At 45.3% G+C, this 23010-nt stretch carries 20 protein-coding genes, 8 tRNA genes and 1 rRNA gene; 5 read left to right on the top strand and 24 right to left on the bottom strand.

What is annotated here, in order from left to right; all coding sequences use genetic code 11:
- Window positions 1-7: 7 nt before the first annotated feature.
- The 9 genes from der to ndk all read right to left on the bottom strand — a co-directional run bounded on the left by der (window position 8) and on the right by ndk (window position 9290).
- Window positions 8-1483 carry a ribosome biogenesis GTPase Der gene (gene der, locus D1Z90_RS16515; RefSeq protein ID WP_119911900.1) on the bottom strand — a complete coding sequence of 492 codons (1476 nt, stop codon included), beginning with the start codon at window positions 1481-1483 and terminating at the stop codon, window positions 8-10.
- An 89-nt stretch (window positions 1484-1572) separates the two neighbouring features.
- Window positions 1573-2754: an outer membrane protein assembly factor BamB gene (gene bamB, locus D1Z90_RS16510; RefSeq protein WP_119911899.1), complete on the bottom strand. Its 1182-nt coding sequence runs from the start codon at window positions 2752-2754 to the stop codon at window positions 1573-1575.
- On the bottom strand, window positions 2747-3394 hold the full coding sequence (locus tag D1Z90_RS16505; protein ID WP_119911898.1) for a YfgM family protein: 648 nt from the start codon (window positions 3392-3394) through the stop codon (window positions 2747-2749). The genes bamB and D1Z90_RS16505 overlap by 8 nt, the downstream gene beginning before the upstream one ends.
- A gap of 12 nt (window positions 3395-3406) precedes the next feature.
- Complete coding sequence (gene hisS / locus D1Z90_RS16500; protein WP_119911897.1) at window positions 3407-4684, bottom strand: histidine--tRNA ligase; 1278 nt, start codon at window positions 4682-4684, stop codon at window positions 3407-3409.
- An 89-nt stretch (window positions 4685-4773) separates the two neighbouring features.
- Window positions 4774-5889 carry a flavodoxin-dependent (E)-4-hydroxy-3-methylbut-2-enyl-diphosphate synthase gene (gene ispG / locus D1Z90_RS16495; RefSeq protein ID WP_119911896.1) on the bottom strand — a complete coding sequence of 372 codons (1116 nt, stop codon included), beginning with the start codon at window positions 5887-5889 and terminating at the stop codon, window positions 4774-4776.
- An 11-nt stretch (window positions 5890-5900) separates the two neighbouring features.
- Window positions 5901-6866: a RodZ domain-containing protein gene (locus tag D1Z90_RS16490; protein ID WP_119911895.1), complete on the bottom strand. Its 966-nt coding sequence runs from the start codon at window positions 6864-6866 to the stop codon at window positions 5901-5903.
- Window positions 6856-7620: a type IV pilus biogenesis/stability protein PilW gene (pilW, locus tag D1Z90_RS16485; RefSeq protein ID WP_119911894.1), complete on the bottom strand. Its 765-nt coding sequence runs from the start codon at window positions 7618-7620 to the stop codon at window positions 6856-6858. The genes D1Z90_RS16490 and pilW overlap by 11 nt, the downstream gene beginning before the upstream one ends.
- A 19-nt stretch (window positions 7621-7639) precedes the next feature.
- Window positions 7640-8761, bottom strand: coding sequence for a dual-specificity RNA methyltransferase RlmN (gene rlmN / locus D1Z90_RS16480; protein ID WP_119911893.1), 1122 nt, complete (start codon window positions 8759-8761; stop codon window positions 7640-7642).
- A gap of 103 nt (window positions 8762-8864) precedes the next feature.
- Window positions 8865-9290, bottom strand: a complete 426-nt coding sequence (ndk, locus tag D1Z90_RS16475) for a nucleoside-diphosphate kinase (protein ID WP_119911892.1) — start codon at window positions 9288-9290, stop codon at window positions 8865-8867.
- 288 nt (window positions 9291-9578) lie between these two features.
- Here ndk and D1Z90_RS16470 point away from each other — a divergent pair, with 288 nt between their 5' ends.
- The gene (locus tag D1Z90_RS16470; RefSeq protein WP_119911891.1) at window positions 9579-11090 is read left to right on the top strand and encodes an HD domain-containing phosphohydrolase; all 1512 of its coding nucleotides are present in this window, start codon (window positions 9579-9581) and stop codon (window positions 11088-11090) included.
- Between the two features lie 88 nt (window positions 11091-11178).
- On the opposite strand, the gene D1Z90_RS16465 is transcribed toward D1Z90_RS16470, so the two are convergent.
- The 10 genes from D1Z90_RS16465 to dnaQ form a co-directional block, all read right to left on the bottom strand.
- Window positions 11179-11255: transfer RNA gene (locus tag D1Z90_RS16465), tRNA-Asp, on the bottom strand.
- A 27-nt stretch (window positions 11256-11282) separates the two neighbouring features.
- Window positions 11283-11359: transfer RNA gene (locus tag D1Z90_RS16460), tRNA-Asp, on the bottom strand.
- A gap of 35 nt (window positions 11360-11394) precedes the next feature.
- Window positions 11395-11471, bottom strand: a tRNA-Asp gene (locus D1Z90_RS16455).
- Between the two features lie 35 nt (window positions 11472-11506).
- Window positions 11507-11583 (bottom strand) — tRNA-Asp (locus D1Z90_RS16450).
- 35 nt (window positions 11584-11618) lie between these two features.
- A tRNA-Asp gene (locus D1Z90_RS16445) sits at window positions 11619-11695 on the bottom strand.
- Between the two features lie 35 nt (window positions 11696-11730).
- A tRNA-Asp gene (locus D1Z90_RS16440) sits at window positions 11731-11807 on the bottom strand.
- Window positions 11808-11832: 25 nt separating this feature from the next.
- Window positions 11833-11909: transfer RNA gene (locus tag D1Z90_RS16435), tRNA-Asp, on the bottom strand.
- Between the two features lie 52 nt (window positions 11910-11961).
- Window positions 11962-12038 (bottom strand) — tRNA-Asp (locus tag D1Z90_RS16430).
- A 169-nt stretch (window positions 12039-12207) separates the two neighbouring features.
- On the bottom strand, window positions 12208-13467 hold the full coding sequence (locus tag D1Z90_RS16425) for a TIGR03503 family protein (protein WP_119911890.1): 1260 nt from the start codon (window positions 13465-13467) through the stop codon (window positions 12208-12210).
- Window positions 13449-14186 (bottom strand): DNA polymerase III subunit epsilon, encoded by a 738-nt coding sequence (gene dnaQ / locus D1Z90_RS16420; RefSeq protein WP_119911889.1) that lies wholly within the window; start codon window positions 14184-14186, stop codon window positions 13449-13451. Before dnaQ ends, D1Z90_RS16425 begins: the two co-directional genes overlap by 19 nt.
- Window positions 14187-14228: 42 nt before the next feature.
- On the opposite strand from dnaQ, the gene rnhA reads away from it, so the two are divergent.
- Window positions 14229-14714, top strand: coding sequence for a ribonuclease HI (rnhA, locus tag D1Z90_RS16415; RefSeq protein WP_119911927.1), 486 nt, complete (start codon window positions 14229-14231; stop codon window positions 14712-14714).
- Here the strand turns inward: rnhA and D1Z90_RS16410 are convergent.
- Window positions 14665-15405 (bottom strand): class I SAM-dependent methyltransferase, encoded by a 741-nt coding sequence (locus tag D1Z90_RS16410; protein ID WP_119911888.1) that lies wholly within the window; start codon window positions 15403-15405, stop codon window positions 14665-14667. The genes rnhA and D1Z90_RS16410 overlap by 50 nt on opposite strands.
- A 69-nt stretch (window positions 15406-15474) precedes the next feature.
- On the opposite strand from D1Z90_RS16410, the gene gloB reads away from it, so the two are divergent.
- Window positions 15475-16281 (top strand): hydroxyacylglutathione hydrolase, encoded by an 807-nt coding sequence (gloB, locus tag D1Z90_RS16405; RefSeq protein ID WP_119911887.1) that lies wholly within the window; start codon window positions 15475-15477, stop codon window positions 16279-16281.
- Between the two features lie 63 nt (window positions 16282-16344).
- The gene (locus D1Z90_RS16400; protein ID WP_119911886.1) at window positions 16345-17925 is read left to right on the top strand and encodes a LysM peptidoglycan-binding domain-containing protein; all 1581 of its coding nucleotides are present in this window, start codon (window positions 16345-16347) and stop codon (window positions 17923-17925) included.
- On the opposite strand, the gene D1Z90_RS16395 is transcribed toward D1Z90_RS16400, so the two are convergent.
- Window positions 17922-18788, bottom strand: a complete 867-nt coding sequence (locus D1Z90_RS16395; RefSeq protein ID WP_119911885.1) for an endonuclease/exonuclease/phosphatase family protein — start codon at window positions 18786-18788, stop codon at window positions 17922-17924. The genes D1Z90_RS16400 and D1Z90_RS16395 overlap by 4 nt on opposite strands.
- A gap of 65 nt (window positions 18789-18853) precedes the next feature.
- Here D1Z90_RS16395 and D1Z90_RS16390 point away from each other — a divergent pair, with 65 nt between their 5' ends.
- Window positions 18854-19081 carry a hypothetical protein gene (locus D1Z90_RS16390; protein WP_119911884.1) on the top strand — a complete coding sequence of 76 codons (228 nt, stop codon included), beginning with the start codon at window positions 18854-18856 and terminating at the stop codon, window positions 19079-19081.
- Here the strand turns inward: D1Z90_RS16390 and argA are convergent.
- From argA to rrf, 3 genes are all read right to left on the bottom strand, one after another.
- Window positions 19078-20400 carry an amino-acid N-acetyltransferase gene (gene argA / locus D1Z90_RS16385; protein WP_119911883.1) on the bottom strand — a complete coding sequence of 441 codons (1323 nt, stop codon included), beginning with the start codon at window positions 20398-20400 and terminating at the stop codon, window positions 19078-19080. The genes D1Z90_RS16390 and argA overlap by 4 nt on opposite strands.
- A 121-nt stretch (window positions 20401-20521) precedes the next feature.
- Window positions 20522-22594: a glycogen debranching protein GlgX gene (glgX, locus tag D1Z90_RS16380; RefSeq protein ID WP_232525279.1), complete on the bottom strand. Its 2073-nt coding sequence runs from the start codon at window positions 22592-22594 to the stop codon at window positions 20522-20524.
- A 193-nt stretch (window positions 22595-22787) separates the two neighbouring features.
- Window positions 22788-22903: ribosomal RNA gene (rrf, locus tag D1Z90_RS16375) — 5S ribosomal RNA — on the bottom strand.
- Window positions 22904-23010: the final 107 nt, after the last annotated feature.

Raw genomic sequence — 23010 nt, 5'->3', positions numbered from 1 at the left:
CTCCTGTTTAACTCTTTTTATGGAATTTCATTAAACGCTTACGTTTGCGCTCTTGCGATGCCGTCAGCTTATTTTTCCTTCCAGCAAAAGGGTTGTCACCTTCTTTAAACTCAACGCGAATCGGCGTCCCCATAATATCTAATGACTTTCTAAAGTAGTTCATTAGATAACGCTTGTAAGAATCAGGCAACGAAGACACTTGGTTACCGTGCACAATGATACGCGGCGGGTTATAACCACCAGCATGAGCATAACGCAACTTAACCCGTCGTCCCCGAACTAAAGGCGGTTGATGATCGTCTGCAGCCATTTGCATAATACGCGTCAGCATAGACGTCGAAACTCGCTTAGTGGCTGAACGGTAGGCTTCTTGAACAGACTCAAACAAGTGCCCTACACCAGTGCCATGCAACGCAGAAATAAAGTGCACTCGAGCAAAGTCAATAAAACCGAGGCGGCGGTCTAATTCACTTTTCACACGTTCTTTAATCTCAGAGTCTAGGCCATCCCACTTATTAATTACCACCACCAAAGAACGTCCAGCGTTAAGCGTAAAGCCTAATAAGCTCAAGTCTTGATCCGAAATATTCTCTCTGGCATCAATCACCAGCATCACAACGTTGGCGTCTTCAATCGCTTTTAAGGTCTTAATCACCGAGAATTTTTCGACAGTTTCATAAACTTTTTTACGCCTTCTTACCCCTGCGGTATCAATCAGCACGTACTCTTGCTCATCTCGCTCCATTGGAATGTAAATACTATCTCGCGTAGTACCAGGTGCATCAAATACCAAAACCCGTTCTTCACCAAGGATACGGTTAGTCAGTGTCGACTTACCCACGTTTGGCCGACCAATAATGGCCAGCTTAATCGGCATATCAGCAAACGCTTGCGCTTCTTGCTCAGCTTCTTCGTCAGTTAAAGCCTCGAATTCTTCAGGCTCATTACTCAATGCATCTTCAAGGCCTTCAAGCTCGTCTTCATCGCGTTCTATTTCAAAGCCATCCAGTGCCTTTTCAATCAAACTACGCACACCTTTACCGTGGGCGGCAGCAATTTGGTAAACTTCGCCTAAAGCTAAGGCGTAGAACTCACCCGTTGCGGAATCAGCATCAATACCGTCAGTTTTATTAGCAACCAAGAATACCTTCTTCTCTTGTTTGCGCAGGTGCATAGCGATCGCTTCGTCTGCAACGGTCAAACCGGCTCTTGCGTCAACTAAGAAAAATACGGCATCAGCCTCTTCAATCGCTTGCAACGATTGTCCGGCCATCAGCGCGTCAATGCCTTCTTCATCACCTGTAATACCGCCAGTATCGACCACAATAAACTCATGGTCTGCAACATTAGCCTGGCCGTATTTGCGATCCCGCGTTAAGCCAGGAAAGTTAGCAACTAATGCATCACGAGTACGAGTAAGACGGTTGAACAAGGTTGATTTGCCGACATTTGGACGGCCAACCAAGGCGAGTACAGGTAACATTTGATAGATCCTATAAAATAACAATAGCCCCTCAAGAGGGGCTATCTAAAAACTGACTTGCTGCTATCGAGCAGCAGACTACTAATGCGTTACGGCTTTTTAAGCGCGAATATCTTACCGCTGCGAGTTTGTAAGATGATTTTATCATCTACAATTATCGGCGCGCTGTATAAACCTTTGCTGTCTAGCTCTTGTTGAGCGACAAACTCTCCGTCCCAATTTAGCCAATGCAAATAGCCTTCGCTGTCACCCACCATTATATATGAGCCTGCGACAACAGGAGAAGTGAGCACACGGTATTCTAATTGGGTATTACTCCAAACTTCAGAGCCGCTTCGACGATCAATCGCGTATAAATGATCTTTTTCATCACTGACAAACAAGACAAAGCCGGCCACATCCATTGAGTTATACGCCGAGTATTTGCGTTTCCACAAGGTCTGGCCATCGCTTAAGTTTATCGCCATTAACTCGCCGTTATAAGCAATAACATAAACGGCTTGGTTTATAACGATAGGCTTAGCGTCAACATCAACGATACGATCAAGCTCGGTAGCCCCTTTCGGACTCGCGATAGCACGCTCCCAAATAGGTACGCCATTATTGACAAATGCCGCGGCTAACTTACCGTCAGCACGACCATAAATGACTGCGCCGCCAACTTCCACGGGCTCGGAAGAACTGCGTAAGGTTAATGCCGGTTGTGATAAAGGCACAGCCCATAAGTATTCACCGGAATACTCATCAAACGCGTAGACGTCGCCACGGCTGGTGTGCACGATGACTTTGCTGTCAACCACGAGCGGTTTAGCAATCACTTCACCTTTAGGGTCTGCTACCCAGCGCACTTCACCCGTGTCATAGTCAAGGGCAAATACTTGGGCATTTTCCGTGCCAAGGTAAATGGCATCGTACCCTGCCGCAATCGCGCCTGAGATTCGAGGGCCACGATTTAGCGCATTTGACTCGTGCTTGCTTAAATCCACTTGCCAGCGCTGCTTGCCGGTTTCTAGGTCAAACGATTTGACCAAACCGTCACGGTCAGCTGCGTATAAATAACCATCGATCACAGCAGGTTGCAGCTGCGAGTAATAGTCCTCAACGCCATTACCAACACTGGCTTGCCATAAGATCTCTGGCTGGTAGCTTTGCGTGATAGACGGAAGCTCCGCCATGACTACCGCATCTTCTTCGCTATCGAATAAAGAACAGCCTTGCAACATAGTTGCAGCAATAATGCCCAGGCCAATCTTTTTCAACCAATTATCCATTTAATGCCTCATCAGCCGACGCTGGCGCTGCCAAATCGTCTAACTTTATTTGTAATGCGGGGTTATTTACCGCGCCACCCGCTGCAACCGCGGCTTGGTATGCTGAACGCGCTTGCTCTGCATTGCCTTGCAACATGTAAATATCACCTTTAACTTCAGACGCTTTAGCCTGAAATGCTTCTGATTTAATTTCAGCCAAGGTCGCAATAGCGGCATCGTATTCGGTCAATTGAGACTGTACCCGCGCTAAACGCAAGTTGACCGTTGCCAGTAAAATGTCGCTGGCTTTATTTTGCTTTATCCACTGTAGCTGCTGCTCGGCTTGTTTAAACTCACCCGCTTCTACTGCGGATTTAGCCAGCATCATCGCGGCAAGTGCTGCGTAGTTATTGTCTTTATTGGCATCAATAAACGCTTGCGTTTCAGTTGCCGCATCAAGCCCTTTGACCGCTAGCTCGTCCATTGTTTGAGTATAAGCGGCAGAAGCCACTTCTTGGGCTTCAATTTTAGCATCATTGTAATAACGCCAGCCCCATAGGCCACCTAAACCAACGACAGCACCAAAAATGACCGCTGTGCCATTTTCTTTCCACCAATTCTTTATCGCTTCTACTTGTTGCTCTTCCGTTTCGTATTGCACTTGCCTTACCCCTTAATGCGTTAACATGTTAGTGATGTGGGTACTTACCTCAGCCATCGCTACCGTTTGTTGTTCGTTCTTCCCTGTCAAATCTTTAATGGTGACTTGCTTTTGTTCAAGCTCTGACTCACCTAAAATCAACGCTAAACGAGCACCTGACTTGTCTGCTCGTTTCATCTGTTTCTTAAAGTTCCCGCCGCCACAGTGGTTCATTACTTTTAGCTCAGGTAACTGGTTGCGGACTTGCTCGGCCAATAACATACCCTGAATGTCGGTTCCGGCGCCAACTAAAACCGTATAAATATCTACTTCAGCGGCAATATCTTGATTAAGTTCAAGCTCTTCAAGCATCAATACTAAGCGCTCCATGCCCATAGCAAAGCCTACGCCAGGAGTGGCTTTGCCACCAAGCTGTTCAACCAGGCCATCATAGCGCCCGCCGGCACATACAGTACCTTGCGCACCTAAGCTTTCAGTGACCCATTCAAACACGGTGCGATTGTAGTAATCAAGTCCACGCACTAAACGCTCATTCACCACGTATTGAATACCCGCGGCATCAAGCAAAGCTTTTAGTTGTGCAAAATGTGTCACCGATTCTTCGTCTAAATAATCAGACAATTTTGGCGCATCAACTAAAATGGCTTGTACATCAGGGTTCTTTGAGTCCAATACCCGCATCGGGTTGGTATGCATGCGTCGCTTGCTGTCTTCATCAAGGCTCGCTTCATGTTGCGTTAAAAACTCAACCAAAGCATCACGATACACCGCACGAGCTTCGTTTGAGCCCAGCGAATTCAACTGTAATTCCACGTGTTTATCTATGCCAAGCTCTCGCCATAACCGTGCTGTCAGCAAGATGACCTCAGCATCAATGTCAGCGCTCGCCATGCCAAATACTTCCACTCCGAACTGGTGAAACTGACGGTAGCGGCCTTTTTGAGGGCGTTCATGACGAAACATCGGCCCCATGTACCACATTCGGCGTTCTTGGTTATAGAGCAAACCGTGCTCATTTCCGGCACGAACACATGATGCGGTGCCCTCTGGTCGCAGCGTCAAACTGTCGCCACCGTCATCAAAGGTGTACATTTCTTTTTCAACGATATCGGTAACATCACCGATCGAGCGCTTGAACAAATCGGTGCTTTCTACGATTGGCATTCTAATTTCAGAGTAACCGTAACTGCTCACAACCTGCTTTAGGTGGTTCTCTAATTTTTGCCAAATGGGAGTTTGTTCAGGTAGGCAATCATTCATGCCTCTAATTGCTTGGATCTTTTTAGCCACTGGGTGTTCCGATTTCTGTCTGTGCCACAATTGACGGGCATTATATGAATTTTTCAAAGCCAGGTAAAACCTGGCTCTTTTATATTTTGCTAGGTATTTTTAATACTTATCTTTTGCTTCGGATCCACCGTTGCGACCCGAGCGCGAATTTTAGCTTCCAATGAGTCAACTAAATCGTCATTCTCAAAGCGCTCTTTTTGCCTGACGCCATCCTCATAAAAGCCGCTACGGTTATTACCACCTGTTATGCCAAGGTCTGAGATTAACGCTTCACCTGGGCCGTTTACGACGCAACCTATAATGGACACATCTAACGGCACAGCAATATCTTCAAGGCGTTGCTCCAATTCGTTTACCGTGTTAATCACATCAAACTCTTGACGCGAGCAACTTGGACAAGCAATAAAGTTAATGCCGCGACTACGAATGCGCAATGATTTAAGAATATCAAAACCGACTTTGATTTCCTCAACGGGATCTGCTGCTAACGAAATACGTAAGGTATCCCCGATACCTTCAGAAAGTAACATGCCAAGCCCCACTGCAGATTTTACCGCACCACTGCGAAAACCACCGGCTTCAGTAATGCCTAAATGCAGCGGCTGTTCAATTTCTTTAGCGAGCAAGCGATAAGCGCCAACTGCTAAAAAAACATCTGAGGCTTTTACACTGACCTTAAACTGATCGAAGTTTAAACGGTCAAGAATATCTACGTGGCGCATGGCTGATTCAAGTAACGCTTCTGCCGTAGGCTCGCCGAACTTTTCTTGGATATCTTTTTCTAGCGACCCGCCATTAACACCGATTCGAATCGGGATATTTTTATCTTTTGCGCAGTCAACGACCGCTCGAACACGGTCTTCACGGCCAATGTTGCCAGGGTTAATTCGCAAGCAATCAACACCATACTCCGCCACTTTTAAAGCAATGCGATAATCAAAGTGGATGTCGGCAACCAAAGGCACATCGACTTGCTGCTTGATTTGCTTAAATGCTTCAGCAGCGTCCATAGTCGGCACAGATACACGAACAATATCGGCTCCTACATCTTCTAGCGCTTTAATTTGCGCAACGGTAGCGGCAACATCAGTCGTACGGGTATTGGTCATCGATTGCACTGAAATTGGCGCGTCTCCGCCAACAGGCACATTGCCCACCATAATTTGCTTACTTTTTCGGCGAACGATTGGGTTTGCGTTGTGCATAATAAAACTACTTATTCTGGCAATTGAAAACGTGCGATTTTACCAGCTTGGAACTGACTCATATCGAACTGGGTATTGTTATAACTGATGGTGATGGCTTGTGGTGCGCCTATGATAAATTTAAGCGGATGCGTGCCTGTAACGGTGAGTTTATCACCGCCTTTTTTCACACCAATTGCCAGCTCTTTGCCCTCTGCATCGGTGACTTTTATCCAGCAATCATTACTAAAACTTAACTCGGCGCTTAACTCATTACTGGCGACAATCGGTTCTGCAGTCCCTTGCGCTTCTGTGGTAGAGGCAGTAGATTCCGGCTCGTCATTTGATGTTGTTTGTACTGTCTCAGGAGTGGATTGTGCTGCTTCCTCTGTCACTTGGGTTTCCTCAGCAACAGACGATTCAATATCTTGACCTTGCGGGGCAACATTTTCCAACTGTGCGTCTGTTTCTTCCATCACTTGCGAGACTGGCTCAAACACTTCTTCGATTGGGGCCGCAACCGCAGGGGTGATTAATAACTCTTCGCTGACCAGTTGTTCTGACGTGGCAGGCTCTGTGGTGGGCTTTTGCAGCCACCACCATACCAGTGCGGCTACAATACTGATGCCAACGGCATAGCTTACCCAAGTTAATCGAGTATTTTGAGCTTCTTGTTGCGTGCGCTGAGAAAAGCTCTGCATGTTGGCATATTTCGCTTCACCTAAGCCAAGTGCTTTAAAAGCATCAAGTACATCAAACTCCGATACCCCAACAATACGAGCGTAAGCTTTTAAGTACCCTTTGATGAAAGCAGTGGGCACTTTAGGGTCGTAGTCATCCGTTTCAATATCATGAATGTTATGGGCACGTAAGTTCAACCTTGAAGCAATGTCTTCTTGGCTAAGGTTTAGTGCTTCACGAGCCTCTTTTAGCAGTTGTCCTGGACCTGCAACTGAGATCGGCTCTGAGTGTTCAATATCGTTGTGATCAGTATTCATTATTTAAGTATTTTTGCGATTCTTTAGAATTAGGAAATTTTTTGACTAAACGTCTGCCAAACGATTTGACCGCAGTTTCTCGGTTTTGTGCCGACTCAAGGCTGATCCATGTCCATAAACTGTGAGCTGTATCTGAAGATAGCTGTTGATACTTCAATAAGTAAGCTCGTGCACCATCATAGTCTTGCTGTTCTACAGCAATAGCAGCCATTTCAACCAAAGAGAGCGGCTTTTGAGGATTGTGAGACAAAGCACTATTAAAGTACTCTTTCGCTTTTTCTAGTTCTCCTGCCTTACGGGCACATAAACCGGCATTTTCGTATGTGTCATCAACGCGTATGTAGGATTTTTGCTTTACCGCATTCTTAAATTGTTTTTCAGCTTCTTCAAACTTTTCTTGGCGACATAAGAAGGTACCGTAGTTATTCATCGTGTCTGCGTTACTTCGATCGTATGACAGCGCTTTTTTATAGGCATCTTCTGCCTGGAGAGGCTCATTAACTACTTCATAGTAGTAAGCTAAAGTACGGTGAATTTCAGGATTTCTTGGATCGTATTCAAGTGCTTTTTCAAGATTAAATTTAGCCTGTTGAGTATTGCCTTGTTTCAAATACTCAATGCCTAACGACATACGAGTTTTAGCTGCAGACTCAAGATTCGGTGAAGCTTCTACTCGTTTACCATCAATGGTTGTCTCACTGACACAAGCGCTTAAGCTCAACACAGCACTAGCAACTAATAAGAATTTTTTCATTATTCAACATCTAATTAGGTTATTTAGTCATTGTGACCGAAATTGCTTCGCCTTGCATCCGTTTTTTAGCGGTTCTTTTTGTTCGGTCAATAACATCACCGACTAATTGACCACATGCAGCATCGATGTCATCACCGCGAGTTTTCCTCACCGTCACCGTGTAACCGTATTCTTGTAACACCTTATTAAAACGATCTACCCGGCTATTACTTGGTTTCGCGTAGTCTGAATTAGGAAAAGGGTTAAACGGGATCAAGTTTATTTTACTCGGCGTATCTTTTAATAAGTGGGCCAACTCATGGGCTTGTTCCATGCTGTCGTTATAATGGTCAAGCAACACATACTCTACTGTTACTTTTCCGCGATTCGCTTTTGACTTAGCGATATAACGCTTTACCCCTTGTAGAAAATCATGGATATCGTATTTATCATTGATTGGCATCATTTCCGAACGCAGTTGATCATTGGGTGCATGAAGTGAAATAGCCAGCGCCACATCCACTTTATCGCCTAACACGTCTAACGCAGGCACCACGCCAGAAGTCGAAACGGTGACCCGGCGTTTAGAAAGCGCAAAACCTAAATCATCGAGCATTAGCTCTAATGCAGGCACTAAGTTTTTCATGTTCAATAACGGTTCACCCATGCCCATCATTACCACATTGGTAATCGGACGCACGCCATTATCTTTGACGGGACCAATAATCTGCGCCGCACGCCATACTTGACCAATAATCTCAGAAACCGTCAAATTACGGTTAAAGCCTTGTTGTGCCGTTGAACAAAACTTACACTCTAACGCGCACCCTACTTGAGAAGAAACGCATAAAGTGGCACGATCACCGTCTGGTATGTAAACAGTTTCCACGTCTTGGTTACCCACACGCATCGCCCATTTAATCGTGCCGTCATTACTGCGTTGCTCAACGGATACTTCAGGCGCTTTAATTTCAGCAATTTGCTTTAATTTTTCGCGCATTTTTTTATTGAGATTGGTCATCTCATCAAAGTCATCACAACAATAGTGATAAATCCACTTCATCACTTGATCAGCGCGAAATGGCTTTTCACCGATATCGGCAAAAAATTGACGTAACCCTTCACGGTTTAAATCAAGTAAATTGGTTTTTTGATCACTCATAACAGCTCGCTTGGTAAACAGCAAAAAAACGGTGGCGAATTATACAAAGTTTAGCGGGGATTAGCCAGAGAGGAAAAGCGCTATTGCTAGCGCTTTAAAGGGATTATCGTGCACACACTTCGTCAGGAGTGAAGAAATAATTGATTTCACGACTCGCTGACTCAGGGCTGTCTGAACCATGAACGCAGTTTTCACGCACTGAAGAAGCGAAATCCGCACGAATAGTGCCAGGCGCGGCTTCTTCAAAATTGGTTTTACCCATGATTTCACGGTTTTTCGCAATGGCGTTTTCACCTTCAAGGACTTGCACCATGATAGGGCCAGAAGTCATAAACTTCACTAGCGGTTCATAAAACTCGCGGCCTTCATGCTCAGCGTAAAAGCCTTCTGCTTTTGCTTGGTCTAAATGCAGCATCTTAGCCGCAACGACTTTTAAACCGGCCGCTTCAAAACGTTGATAAATGGTGCCGATCAGATCACGACGCACGGCATCCGGTTTAACGATGGAAAAAGTTCTTTCTACAACCATGTAAAATCATCCTAATTAAAAAATCGCAATGGCAGTGATATACAACCATTGAAATCAACACGTTATACAAAAGGCATATTACCTATCAAGCTTCGCCGGCTATCTTACCCCGTTAACATGACATTTTCTTGTTTAAATATGGCTTTTATTATTTCAATAGTAAGCCAACTCAATAAAGCGCAAATTTTAATCAATTACAGTCATTTCATTAAGCCTGCGGACAATGTAAGTTGAAAAGCGGCTAAAACCGACTAATCATTAAGTAATGTGCTAATTGGAGTGAGCATTATGGACGATGATATTTTGATCATTAATGACGATGTTCTTCAGCTCGTTGAACAACTGCCCGGCTGGCGCATCATGATAGTTGATGATGAAGAAGAAGTGCATCGTATCACCGAGCTCACCTTGAAGCAGTTTCAGTTTGATAACAAATCTTTAGAGTTTTTGCATGCTTACTCCGGCGAGCAAGCAAGGGAAATGTTGCTAAAAGAGCCTAATATTGCGCTGGTTTTGTTAGACGTGGTGATGGAAACCGATGATGCCGGCTTGGCTATGGTGAAGTATATTCGCCAGCAGCTCAACAACAAGTGCATTCGTATCGTGCTACGCACAGGTCAGCCCGGTCATGCCCCTGAAGATGACGTAGTTGAGCAGTACGACATTAATGATTACAAATCTAAAACCGAGTTAACGTCTCAGAAATTACGCACCCTGCTTCGCTCTAGCCTGCGATCGTACCGCGATATTTGTAACTTAGAGCGCAATAAATTAGGACTAGAAAAAGTTATTCAGGCGTCCAAAGGCATATTTGAGCAAGGTGCGTTAGACAGCTTCATTGAAGGAACCTCTGAGCAGTTAGCAGCTATCTTAGAGCTGGGTGATATCGCTATTTACCAGTTAAATTATTTAGCAGATGATCCGACTCCCTTGCTTACCACTTTTGCCAAAGCCCGCCATAAATCTAAAACCCTAGCGATCTCGGAATTAACAGCGCAGTCCCAATTGGCCCTTAACCAAGCGATTACTGCTCAGTCAAACCAATACCTTGACGGTGAAGTTGTCATTTTTGCAAAAAACAGCCGTCACAATGTTTTGTTCCATGTCAAAGGCACCCAAGTGCTATCGGATATTGATATCCACTTACTCAATTTGTTTACTGAAAATATCAACGTAGCGTTAGAAAACATTCGTTTAAATGAAGTCATTGCCGATAATCATAGAGAAATTATGTATCGACTCGGGGAAGTGGTCGAAACTCGCTCAAAAGAGTCCGGCTCCCATGTCAAACGCGTGGCACATTATACGGCGCTGTTAGCAAGGCTGTCGGGGTTAGATCTTGAGAGTATCGAAAACCTGAAACAAGCGTCGGCTTTGCACGACATAGGTAAGGTTGCCATACCGGATGCGATTTTAAACAAGCCGGGTAAACTCGACCAAGGGGAATGGCGAACCATGCAGCAACACGCCCAAGTTGGCCACGATATGCTCGTAGACTCTGATATTCCCTTGTTGCAAGTAGGCGCTCTTATTTCTAAGTACCACCATGAAAAGTGGGATGGTACGGGCTACCCTGATGGCCTAGCGGGTGAAACGATTCCTTTAGCTGGGCGCATTACAGCGTTAGCAGATGTGTTTGATGCTCTCAGTACCAAGCGCTGCTACAAAGAAGCGTGGAAGATTGAGCAGGTCATGGAGTTAATAGAGCAAGAATCTGGACGCCATTTTGATCCCAGTCTAGTAGAATTGTTGAAACAAAACTTAACCGACTTTCTACTCATCAGAGAAAAGTACAAATAAGAGATGACACAAGCAAATCGATGTCTTGGGGTGTATCAGTGAGTAGGTCTAGGGACTGTTACGGGAGTGCTAAAGTAAAACTAAGAACTGGCGGAGTGGACGGGACTCGAACCCGCGACCCCCGGCGTGACAGGCCGGTATTCTAACCAACTGAACTACCACTCCGCAGTATGGGGTCTAATTATTAGATAGTGGCGGAGCGGACGGGACTCGAACCCGCGACCCCCGGCGTGACAGGCCGGTATTCTAACCAACTGAACTACCGCTCCAGCGTATCTATAACTAGAAAATTGTCATGCTTAATTGGCGGAGCGGACGGGACTCGAACCCGCGACCCCCGGCGTGACAGGCCGGTATTCTAACCAACTGAACTACCGCTCCAGCGTATCTATAACTAGAAAATTGTCATGCTTAATTGGCGGAGCGGACGGGACTCGAACCCGCGACCCCCGGCGTGACAGGCCGGTATTCTAACCAACTGAACTACCGCTCCAGCGTATCTATAACTAGAAAATTGTCATGCTTAATTGGCGGAGCGGACGGGACTCGAACCCGCGACCCCCGGCGTGACAGGCCGGTATTCTAACCAACTGAACTACCGCTCCAGCGTATCTATAACTAGAAAATTGTCATGCTTAATTGGCGGAGCGGACGGGACTCGAACCCGCGACCCCCGGCGTGACAGGCCGGTATTCTAACCAACTGAACTACCGCTCCACAATCAAAGCATAATCAGAAATATTGGCGGAGTGGACGGGACTCGAACCCGCGACCCCCGGCGTGACAGGCCGGTATTCTAACCAACTGAACTACCACTCCGCAAAATTGCATATTAATTGTTTAATGAGAATTAACCTCAGCACACAAAAGTTGGCGGAGTGGACGGGACTCGAACCCGCGACCCCCGGCGTGACAGGCCGGTATTCTAACCAACTGAACTACCACTCCGCGTTTCAACTTTGCGTTACCGCTCTGTTGTGTGCGGCGCAGATAATACGTATATGCCTAATACGAGTCAACAAAGAAATGCGAAAAAAAACGCAAAAGTGACACTTTGATTTCATATCGACCAATATCTGTTGATTTATTGAACGCAGGTCACTTTAGTGGCGTTTATTTAGTCTATTTTAAGCTCTTCTTCAGGTGTCGACACTTCTGTTGCCTCGCCTTCAACCTCTTGTTGCTGTAATACACGTTGAACGCTGCGTTTTTTCCACCAAATCAACCCGCCAAGCACCACTGCGATGAGAATAAACAAGCCACCTGCTATCCCAAGGTAAAGAGCTAAATTACTTTCAGGCTCTTCCGGTTCAAGCTCAGGCTGGGAATCCGGTGTTGGTGCCATACTCGGCTCGGGAGGCACAACGCGAAAGCTCTGCTCCTCGAGTTCAAGCACTATTTCTCTGCCATTGATTGTGGTAGCAAATATTTGCCCTTCCACACTGTATTTACCTGCGGAGGAAGGTTGAGGAATAACAATGTCAAACTTGTTTTGCCCTGCTTGGCCTTGTCCTGAATACTGGATCGAATCTTCTAATACGCCTTCGTATAAACCGTCAACAATCACCGACTCAGGAATAACCTCTTCGCTGTCAATGTTGAATTGGAAGACCACGCCTTCGTCTTGGTTTTCATCCAAAATGGTTAACTTAACAGGGTTGGGATAAACCAGTATCTCTTGCCTAAACGCACGAGCAAACACCTCGTTCTTAGTGGTCACTTCAACACGGTACTTGCCAGCCGGCACATCAATATGCGGGTACGCCGTTAATAAACCATCAGCTTTATGCTCATCATGCCCTTTACCGTCATCTTTAAAAACTTGAGTAAACGTTTCGTTGTAAGCAAAGTTATCGTCTTCTTTTCGATTGAGTGTTGACAGTGTGAGGGTAATAGAGAGGTCTTCGAAATAATCATCATTAATCGCCTTTCCTTCTCTATTAATTAGGGCCGTTACCATTTTGATTTTTTCACGGCTGTATAATCGCAATGGAAACGCACGCATTTCTAACTGCAACGGACTCACGACACGAATAGCATTTTCAGGGTCAATTCTCCCTACAGCTTGCCAAGGCCCAGGCATAGGGTTCTTCATCGTGATGATGTCAAATGTATCCCCCTCAAGCCACTGTACACTGTCATCATGTCGATTAACGTATAGCTTACTGCCATCCGGCCTCACCAATACCACAGCAGGTGAACGAGGCAGTCTTTTAATCACAAAAGTGACTTCTTCTATTGCGCCGTCGATACGAAAGCGATTATCAAGCAAGCGAATATCATTTCGCTCGTAAAATTTTATATCGGCCCAAGACGCGCTCGGCCACGCAACAGTAAACAGCAGTAAACAGCAATGGATTAAGGAATTTCTCGCCATAAGCACTGACCCCCTTTTGCTACTAAGTCTAACCTTGATTCATGGGCTTGCTGTTCTTGCTCTGTCACATTAATGACTTTTAGTGCTGGCCGCTCAGCTGATAACCTTCGAATGCCGACATCAGAGCCACCGCCAGAGTCATCACCTTGTGACAGGTTTAGCGCGGTTTGCCCGCCGGTCATCAGTAAAAATACGTCAGCAAGGATTTCGGCGTCTAACAATGCGCCGTGCAAAGTACGGTGAGAGTTATCTATGCCATAGCGGTCACATAATACATCTAGGTTGTTCCGCTTACCGGGAAAACGTTCTTTAGCCAGCTGTAAACTGTCGGTAATTTTGCAAATATCGGCCGTCTTTGGCAGGCCCCGCTTGAGCTTGGCAAACTCATAGTCCATAAAGCCCACGTCAAACGATGCGTTGTGAGCAATGACCTCAGCCCCATCGATAAATGCAAGAAACTCATCGACAATGTCGGAAAATACCGGTTTATCATGCAAAAAAGCGTCGGTGATACCATGTACGGCAATAGCTTCAGGATCAATTTTTCGATCAGGCTTAACATAAACGTGGTAATGGCGACCCGTGAGTTTGCGATTTATGACTTCTACGCAACCTATCTCAATAATGTTGTGATTAAGATGTGGAGGTCCACCCTCTTGGTTCATACCCGTGGTTTCAGTATCAAGAACCACTTGTCTGACTGCCTGCTCTGTGTTCATATGCCACTCAAGATTTTAATGATTATGCTTAGTCTACCAAATATGAGTAAACAGGTTGAAGTTTATACTGACGGTTCTTGCTTAGGAAACCCAGGGCCTGGGGGTTATGGCGTGGTACTCAAATACCGAGGCCATCAAAAAGAACTATCGCAAGGTTATCGCCTAACGACAAATAACCGAATGGAGTTACTCGCCTGTATTGTCGGCTTGAACGCACTCACTCGCCCTTGTGAAGTAATATTAACCACAGATAGCCAATACGTGCGCCAAGGCATCACTCAGTGGATCCACGGTTGGAAACGTAAAGGTTGGGTGACAGCCAATAAACAGGCGGTTAAAAACGTCGATTTATGGCAACAACTCGACGCTGCGAATCAGCTTCATAAGATAGATTGGCGCTGGGTAAAAGGCCACTCTGGCCACCCTGATAATGAGCGCTGCGACGACTTAGCGCGCACCGCTGCAGAATCACATGAACTTATCCCTGACGACGGTTACTTGAGCGACAATTCGCCATCGGCACGCTAATTAAGCGTGGCTTTAAGCGCCACTTTTCTTTTATTGGTGTGAGTGGATGTGTGCGCTTTTTAGCAACAATGAAATAGTTATCGCACATTACTGGCATATAGCGCTGCGCCATATGTTCTATGCACTGTAAAGTACGATAACGGCCAGAATTGAAGCCAAAGCCAAAAGCTTCATCCGCTAAAATTTCAAACCCCAATAAATGCAGCCAATCTCGTACGCGAGCCGGAGTAAACATGCGGCCATTCCAGGGCGACTTATGCCTGACAATCGGCAATAATCGACCAAGGCCAACCCAACTAAACGGGTTAAAACCGGATAAGATTAAGCAACCATCCGCCGTCAGCACTCGTTCAATCTCCCGCAAAACCTGATGCGGATCAGAGCTAAAATCTAGGCCATGAGTCAGAATGCATGCATCTATGGTCGAGGCCTGAATCGGCAAGGCTTGGCTACTGGCAAACAAGCCTATTTTGTTGCCGCCTTTAGCAATAGAAACCTGATGACGAATGGTGCTGCTGTGAGTATCTAACTCATTGCTAAGCGAGCCAAGCTTTATCAAATGATAACCAAACAACTGAGGACACCAAGTGTCTAGCCGATTTTGCAATTGCTCTGCAATCCATAGCCCAGACGCAATGTCTTGCCATTTTATTGGCCGTTCAAATTGGCGTTGCGTTTTTGCTGGGCGCATTAAAAAACCTCAAATATACTCGTGGTTTGCTTTATGATGGCACTGAGTTGTTTAACTAATGGGAATACCATGCTTAAAATTATCACAATTCCTGCATTCCAAGATAATTACATTTGGCTAATTCAAAGTACTGAACCAGCCGTTAGCATTTTAGTTGATCCTGGCGATGCAAATGCAGCTTGTGATTACTTATCAAAGCATAACATAAGTTTAGACGCTATCTTATTGACGCATTATCACGGCGACCACATGGGTGCGGTGCTTGAAATCTGTCACCAACAAGACGCTGACGTAACAATTTACGCCCCCCATTGGCAGGACACCCCTGCGGGCTTAAAAGTTCCTACCAAGTATAACATCAGCCAACATGCTACCAAGGTCTCACCCGGCGACACGATTGATATCAAGGGGCTGAGTTTTACCGTTATGGACTTAAGCGGTCACACATTGGAGCACGTGGGGTATTTACACCAAGACCATCTTTTCTCCGGCGATAGTCTGTTTTCAGCCGGCTGCGGCCGGGTCTTTGAAGGCTCAATGGCACAGATGCAACAGAGCTTAGCCCGCATTGCGGCGCTGCCTCAAGACACCGTCATCTATCCAGCCCATGAATACACTCTTAACAATTTGAGTTTTGCACTCAAAGTCGAACCAGACAACCAAGATTTACTACGCAGATTAAAGCAAGTGGCTAAATGCCAGCAACAAGGCGTGCCTTCTGTTCCTGTCACCTTAGCTCAAGAGATCACGTATAATCCGTTTCTTCGCGTTCAACATGCCAGCGTTCAACATGCTGTCCAGCTGCACTTTGCCTTGCCCACACAAGATAACTTAGAAGTATTTAGCTTACTGCGAAAATGGAAAGATGAGAGTTAGTCCCTTGCACCATGGATAAGCAACCTCTAACATACCTGCTGATTTTTAGGAAGCTGGTATACCATGAAGTTAAAATATTTATTGCCCCTTGCGGTGGTGCTAACAGGATGTCAAACCACTCACACTTCGGTTGAACAAGAAGAGGCAGTGAATACTGTTAGCAGTCATGATAACTCTGCTGGGATGGTGCCTGAAACAGTCAAGCCCATCGTGAAGTTAGCCCCCAAAGCACACCTTGATTTATGGGATGAAATCGAAGCAGGTTTCCATATTCCAGTGCCCGACAATGACCGTATCACCAAACACAGAAACTGGTACTTAAAACACCCAGAACACATGCGCCGTGTTGCTGCTCGCGCAGAGCCATTTATGTACTTAGTTGTTCAGGAAATCAAAAAACGCGATATGCCGCTGGAGTTGGCGTTGCTACCTGTTGTTGAAAGCGCCTTTGATCCATTTGCATATTCCCATGGTGGCGCAGCTGGCATGTGGCAAATTATTTCATCAACGGGTAAACGTTTTGGCCTTGAGCAAGATTGGTGGTATGACGGCCGACGTGACGTTATTCGCTCCACAAACGCCGCATTAGATTACTTAGAATACTTACATAAGATGATGGATGGAGACTGGTTACACGCCATTGCAGCGTATAATTCCGGTGAGGGCCGTGTGCTTCGCGCTATTAAAAAGAATCGCATAGCAGGTAAACCTGCGGACTTTTGGAACCTTGAACTCCCCAAAGAAACTAAAGCATATGTACCCAAATTACTGGCACTCACCGACCTTCTCAGTCGCAGTGAAGAGTACAACATCAATGTTCCGCCAATAGCCAACACCCCCGTACTGGCAAAAGTCGAAACCGGCGCTCAAATCGATTTAGCCTATGCCGCAGAGCTTGCTGAAATGGACTTACAAGCGCTGCACCTAATTAACCCGGCATTTAATCGTTGGGCCACCTCACCTAATGGCCCCCATGAATTGCTAGTGCCAGTTGAAAAAGCTGAGAACTTCGCCCTTGCATTGGCAAAAATACCATATGCCAAAAGAGTTCAGTGGCAAAGATACAAGATCCAACCCGGTGATTCATTAGGCGGCATTGCGCAAAAGTTTGATACCCAAGTAAAAGTATTGAAAAGTGCTAACAACCTTTCTAGCAATAATATTCGTGCCGGTAAATACCTATTAATCCCTTCTGCAAACCCGTCACAATCATCGTATCAAATAAGCGCGCAGCCGAAGCTCGCCAAAAAACAGCAGGTGAAGGGCAAAGTAAAGCACAAATACAAGGTCAAGTCAGGCGATACATTATGGCAGATAGCGCGCCAGTATAAGGTAAATTATAAAGACTTAGCGCGCTGGAATGGCATCAGCACAAAAACCACCTTGAAGCTCGGGCAAGAGTTAATCATTTGGCAGCCTAAAGCGACCGCAGCAAACACTTCAACATCCAAACAAGTAAACCCGCTCACGCAAAAACGCATTACCTACACGGTGAGAAATGGCGACTCACTGAGCACGATTGCCGCCAAGTTTAAGTTGCGTGTTGCCGATGTCATCGAGTGGAATAAGCTAAACAGTAATCAATACTTGCAGCCAGGTCAGAAATTAAAGTTATTTGTTGATGTGACGGACCAAAGCGCTTAATCAAGCAATTTAAACCTCGCCTGTATCGGGTGGTGATCAGATGCTTGAGTAGGTTTCACAGTGGCCTGCTCAAGCTTTAAACCACGGTAGTACACATGATCAAGTGGATAGCCCCAAAACTGACTACGCTGATCATCTGCCAGCGACACCGTCTTTAATCCAAGTTGACTCAGCCCTTTATCGAGTAACTCGCTGCGGCTTTGACTCCAAGTATTCATGTCGCCAGCAAAAATAACTGGCCCTTGATGCTGTTGTACCATCAAAAGTAGAGGGTCGAGTTGCCGCTGTAAGTCTTCATCATCATAGGTGAAATTTACGCCGTGAATATTCACCACAAGTAGCGCTTTATCTGCGATAGGAAAAACTGCCGCTAAGGCCGTCTTTGGAAATACAATCCAAGGCTCTTGGTATTTGGTCACACAGGCTTTTAAAGGCGCCCCTTGGTAAAGCAGCTGTGCTCCCATCACCGCTTCTTTATCCGAAAATGCAGCCGCTATCAGCCAACCATATTGATAATCTTTCCACATGGCTCGAGTCGACGGTTTAATGACGGCTTCTTGTAATAGAATCAGCTGATTTTGCTGTGCAGCGTGTTGAATTTCCTGAGCCCAGCCCTGAGACTGAAACTTATAAACGTTCCAACTGAGTAATGTAAACACGTCAAGCAAAGGTTTGGGATGTGAAAATTCGGTAAAGGCTGGACAGGTGGCCAGCTCTATCGCGGTGCCTTTACCAGAGTAGAATGCAGTCGTTTCAGGGAATATCGTTATGTCGGCCAGTTTGTATAGACTTAAACAACCAATCCCAGCAAGCAAGAAAATGCCAAAAATATAAGTTGCCAGACCAGGTCTTTTTTTTAACATAATATTCACATTCTTTGTCTATACTCAAAAACCGAATTAAAACACTGCAACGCATTGAGGGCTACATGAGCAATAAATTGTATCGAGTTACCTACTTTAGCGAAGACGGCTGTAAAGGACAAATGACCTTAGAAACCCCTTACTATATTTGCCGAAACCACGATACTGAATTGTGTATTTATGATGAAAAAGCGTATTTAGGCAGTGACGATATGTTGCAACTGATGATTAATCAGCAGCTGCAACAAACAGCAGATTGGTGCGTAGTAAACGTAGAAGCACTCTTGATTTAGTGGGTTAAAGACTTAATGAGTATTTTTGAGTTACGTTGAAAGTTATACATTTGCTGCTTTTTATCCGGTAAATCCTGAATATCTGCCGGCTCAAAACCACGCTCACGAAACCAATGAATACTCTGCGTCGTTAGCACATAAATTTTCTCTAAACCCATTTTAATGGCCTGAGCTTCAATATGCCTAACTAAGCTGTCTCCTCGGCTACCTCTTCGATATTTAGGGTGACTGACCACACAAGCCAACTCCCCCATTTTATTCTCAGGGAAACAATAGAGCGCTGCGCAACCAATAATCATGCCGTCTCGCTCTACTACGGTGAAGCGTTCAATTTCAGATTCAAGCAGTTCACGAGAGCGTTTAACCAAGATGCCTTTTTCTTCTAAAGGTTGGATCAACTCTAAGATACCGCCTATGTCTTCAATATTAGCATCGCGGACTTTTTCGTAACTTTCAGTGACAATTTGTGTACCAACACCGTCGCGAGTAAATAACTCTTTTAAAAGTGCGCCACTTTCTTGGTAGCTCACCAAATGACTGCGTTTGACCCCGGCATAGCAAGAGGCAATAGCAGCTCTTAAATAACGCACAGTACCCGAATCAGAGTCCGTTAACTCGGTTAAGCGAGTTTCTGCTTCGGAAGGTAACATCTCATTGATAACACGGTCTTTATCATCCAATACGCCTTGATTCGAACAAAAACCAATGATCTTATCGGCTTTTAACCCTATCGCAACTTGAGTCGCCACTTCTTCTGCAGACAAATTAAATGCTTCACCCGTGATCGAATAACCAATTGGTGGCACGACCACAATAGCCCCTTGATTTAATTGCCAGCGAATGCTGTCAGTATCCACACGACGAATTTTACCCGTGTGACAAAAGTCGATGCCATCGCGCACGCCAATAGGTTGGGCGACCATAAAGTTACCCGACATGACGTTAATACGAGAGCCTTGCATCGGTGAGTTGACCACACCCATAGAAAAAGTGGCCTGGATATCGATCAGCAGTTTACCCACAACTTGCTTTACAACATCTAATCCTTGGTCATCCGTAATGCGCAGGTTATCTGCGAAGCGGCTAGGTAAATCACGGGCTAATAATGCCGCATCAATTTGCGGTCGAAAACCAAACACCAAAACCAGCTTCACGCCTAAGCTGTTAAGCAAAGCAATATCACTGACAATATCTTGGAAGTTTTCATGATCAAGGGCTTCACCGCCAAGCATTAATACAAAGGTTTTATTTCGGTGGGCATTAATGTAAGGGGCGGAATGCCTAAAACTGCTTACTATGACATCTGTATCTTGGGCCAACGCTGACGACTCCTTTGCGGCAATAGACCTAAAACGGCTTTATCGTGACAGCTAGTTTAACCGGTATTAATGCAGAACCAAAATCTTGTCTGCATTAATACCAAAAGAAATGAAAATTGGACTAACTGACCAGCACGACAATACTGCGTGGTTTAACGGTATATTTTTTTCCTTTTACAATTGTATCAGGTAATCCCCTCACAATATCGTTAGGCGATGGCTGACCGGTATCAATAGCGACACGCCACACGCCGGAGGGCGCAGCAGGTAGCTGAAACTCTAACGGCTCCCAGTAAGCGTTCAAAATACAGTACATGCCATAAGTGCGGCCGTAAGGGGATGTCTCTATAGCGAGAGCACGAGAATGCTCGCTCCAATCAGGCTTGCCAACTTCCACTCCATGCCATTTTATGTTGGACTCTTTTAATACTTGGTCTAGCGGCGTACGCTTAGTGGCCCGAAATACCTGTTCGCCCTGAGCCACTTTTAGATGGATAAGGGTTTTGGTAAATTCAAACATGTCAGCATTTTTTTCGATAAGGCTCCAGTCTAACCAAAAGTCCTCACTATTTTGACAATAACCGTTGTTGTTTCCATGTTGAGTACGCGCCATTTCATCACCCATTTGGATCATTGGCGTGCCTAACGATAATAACGTAATGGTCAGCAAATTCTTCATTTGCTGAAGTCGTAAAGACTCAATCACGGGGTCTTCGCTGGGTCCCTCAACACCATGGTTCCAGCTATAGTTTTCGTTTGTACCGTCGCGGTTTTCTTCACCGTTGGCTTGGTTATGCTTTTCGTTATATGCAACTAAGTCATAAAGCGTAAAACCATCGTGACAGGTAATAAAGTTGATCGTCTTATCCGGCTCTACTTGATGATGACCATAGATATCTGGGCTGCCAATCAACCTATTAGCCAATTTACTTAACATGTCTTCATCACCGCGAACAAAACGCCTAACATCATCTCTGAACTGTCCGTTCCATTCACGCCAACGTTGACCTGCTAAGTTACCTACTTGATATAGACCGCCAGCATCCCAAGCTTCTGCTATCAACTTAGTCGACGATAAAACCGGATCTGTGTCTATGCTCCATAGCGTAGGAGGGTTCGCCATCGGCATGCCACTTTCATCACGGGATAAAATAGAGGCAAGATCAAAGCGAAAACCATCAACATGCATCTTTTCAACCCAAAAGTGCAAGCTATCAGTGATTAACCGGCGACAGACAGAATGGGTACCATTAAAAGTATTGCCACAGCCGCTGTAGTTCTTATACTCGCTGCGGTCTTCAGACAAAATATAATATGAACCATTATCGAAGCCTCTAAACGAAAGCGTCGGTCCCCCATCGCCCCCTTCGGCAGTGTGGTTATAAACCACATCTAGAATAACTTCGATATCAGCCTTATGCAGGGCTTTAACCATGTCCCTGAATTCGTTAAGCGGCCCAAGTAGCGATTTATCTGAGCTGTAACCTCGATGCGGCGCAAAAAACGAAATTGGGCTATAACCCCAATAATTACACAATCCGGCATGATGCTCATCTTCATCAAATTGATACACGGGGAGCAACTCTACCGCGGTAACACCGAGCTCTTTTAAATATGGGATCTTTTCGATTAAGCCTGCGTAAGTGCCTTTTTTATCATCTGCCACTTGTGAGCTTGAATGACGAGTAAAGCCCCCCACGTGCATTTCATAAATTACTGTTTTTTTGAAAGAATGACGAGGATGCTCATCATCTTCCCAGTCATAATCATCCACATCCGCAACAATGCTTTTCAAACAAGCCGCTTCATTACAGCCAGGTTTCGCCGCGAGATGGCGATCATAATTATCGCCTTTGGAAACCAACACCCCATAAGGATCTAGTAGCACCTTTTCTTTATCAAATGCGGTGCCTTCACTCGGTCGATATGGCCCATTGACACGAAAACCGTATAGTTGTCCGGGTTTCACTCCTTCAATAAAGATATGCCAATAATATGCGGTACGGTTTTCTGTTTCAGACAAGCGAAAGATATGGGAAGCTTCGGTGTCATTCTCATCATCAAAAAATAACAGCTCAACGTCTTCGGCCAGACGGGTATAAATACAAAAGTTGGCGCCAGAGCGAGTCAGAGTCACCCCCAGCTTTTCAGACCAACCATTTTTCACTCGGAAATTCATAGCTATCCCTTTCATTTTTATTACATCCAGTAAAGCATACTTTATCGAATATTTATGACGGATATTATCAAAAGAAAATTAGGAAATAGCAGAAAGTGAGCAAGATCAGCTTTTAATTAAAATAAAATGATGTGGAATGATAATTTTGCAATATATTTTAGGCATAAAAAAAGGCCATCCGTTAGGATGGCCTTTTCTCTAATTCAAAGCTTGGCGGTGACCTACTCTCACATGGGGAAACCCCACACTACCATCGGCGCTACTGCGTTTCACTTCTGAGTTCGGCATGGGATCAGGTGGGGCCACAGCGCTATGGCCGCCAAGCATAAACTTTAATTCGGAAAGCCGCTATCAGTTCTCAAACTTCTCGTTCACAAGCACTTCGTAATTCTTTGGCTTCAACACCGCTTAGGTGTTGTATGGTTAAGCCT

Source organism: Motilimonas pumila (assembly GCF_003596335.1).
GTDB lineage: Bacteria > Pseudomonadota > Gammaproteobacteria > Enterobacterales > CBDFNC01 > Motilimonas > Motilimonas pumila.
This window is presented reverse-complemented; position numbering and strand designations above follow the sequence as displayed.

Excerpts from the sequence above, each read along its gene's own strand:
- der (WP_119911900.1), bottom strand. The coding sequence starts at position 1,483 with ATGTTACCTGTACTCGCCTTGGTTGGCCGTCCAAATGTCGGCAAATCA.
- bamB (WP_119911899.1), bottom strand. The coding sequence starts at position 2,754 with ATGGATAATTGGTTGAAAAAGATTGGCCTGGGCATTATTGCTGCAACT.
- ispG (WP_119911896.1), bottom strand. The coding sequence starts at position 5,889 with ATGCACAACGCAAACCCAATCGTTCGCCGAAAAAGTAAGCAAATTATG.
- D1Z90_RS16490 (WP_119911895.1), bottom strand. The coding sequence starts at position 6,866 with ATGAATACTGATCACAACGATATTGAACACTCAGAGCCGATCTCAGTT.
- pilW (WP_119911894.1), bottom strand. The coding sequence starts at position 7,620 with ATGAAAAAATTCTTATTAGTTGCTAGTGCTGTGTTGAGCTTAAGCGCT.
- rlmN (WP_119911893.1), bottom strand. The coding sequence starts at position 8,761 with ATGAGTGATCAAAAAACCAATTTACTTGATTTAAACCGTGAAGGGTTA.
- ndk (WP_119911892.1), bottom strand. The coding sequence starts at position 9,290 with ATGGTTGTAGAAAGAACTTTTTCCATCGTTAAACCGGATGCCGTGCGT.
- D1Z90_RS16470 (WP_119911891.1), top strand. The coding sequence starts at position 9,579 with ATGGACGATGATATTTTGATCATTAATGACGATGTTCTTCAGCTCGTT.
- D1Z90_RS16425 (WP_119911890.1), bottom strand. The coding sequence starts at position 13,467 with ATGGCGAGAAATTCCTTAATCCATTGCTGTTTACTGCTGTTTACTGTT.
- dnaQ (WP_119911889.1), bottom strand. The coding sequence starts at position 14,186 with ATGAACACAGAGCAGGCAGTCAGACAAGTGGTTCTTGATACTGAAACC.
- rnhA (WP_119911927.1), top strand. The coding sequence starts at position 14,229 with ATGAGTAAACAGGTTGAAGTTTATACTGACGGTTCTTGCTTAGGAAAC.
- D1Z90_RS16410 (WP_119911888.1), bottom strand. The coding sequence starts at position 15,405 with ATGCGCCCAGCAAAAACGCAACGCCAATTTGAACGGCCAATAAAATGG.
- gloB (WP_119911887.1), top strand. The coding sequence starts at position 15,475 with ATGCTTAAAATTATCACAATTCCTGCATTCCAAGATAATTACATTTGG.
- D1Z90_RS16400 (WP_119911886.1), top strand. The coding sequence starts at position 16,345 with ATGAAGTTAAAATATTTATTGCCCCTTGCGGTGGTGCTAACAGGATGT.
- D1Z90_RS16395 (WP_119911885.1), bottom strand. The coding sequence starts at position 18,788 with ATGTTAAAAAAAAGACCTGGTCTGGCAACTTATATTTTTGGCATTTTC.
- D1Z90_RS16390 (WP_119911884.1), top strand. The coding sequence starts at position 18,854 with ATGAGCAATAAATTGTATCGAGTTACCTACTTTAGCGAAGACGGCTGT.
- glgX (WP_232525279.1), bottom strand. The coding sequence starts at position 22,594 with ATGAAAGGGATAGCTATGAATTTCCGAGTGAAAAATGGTTGGTCTGAA.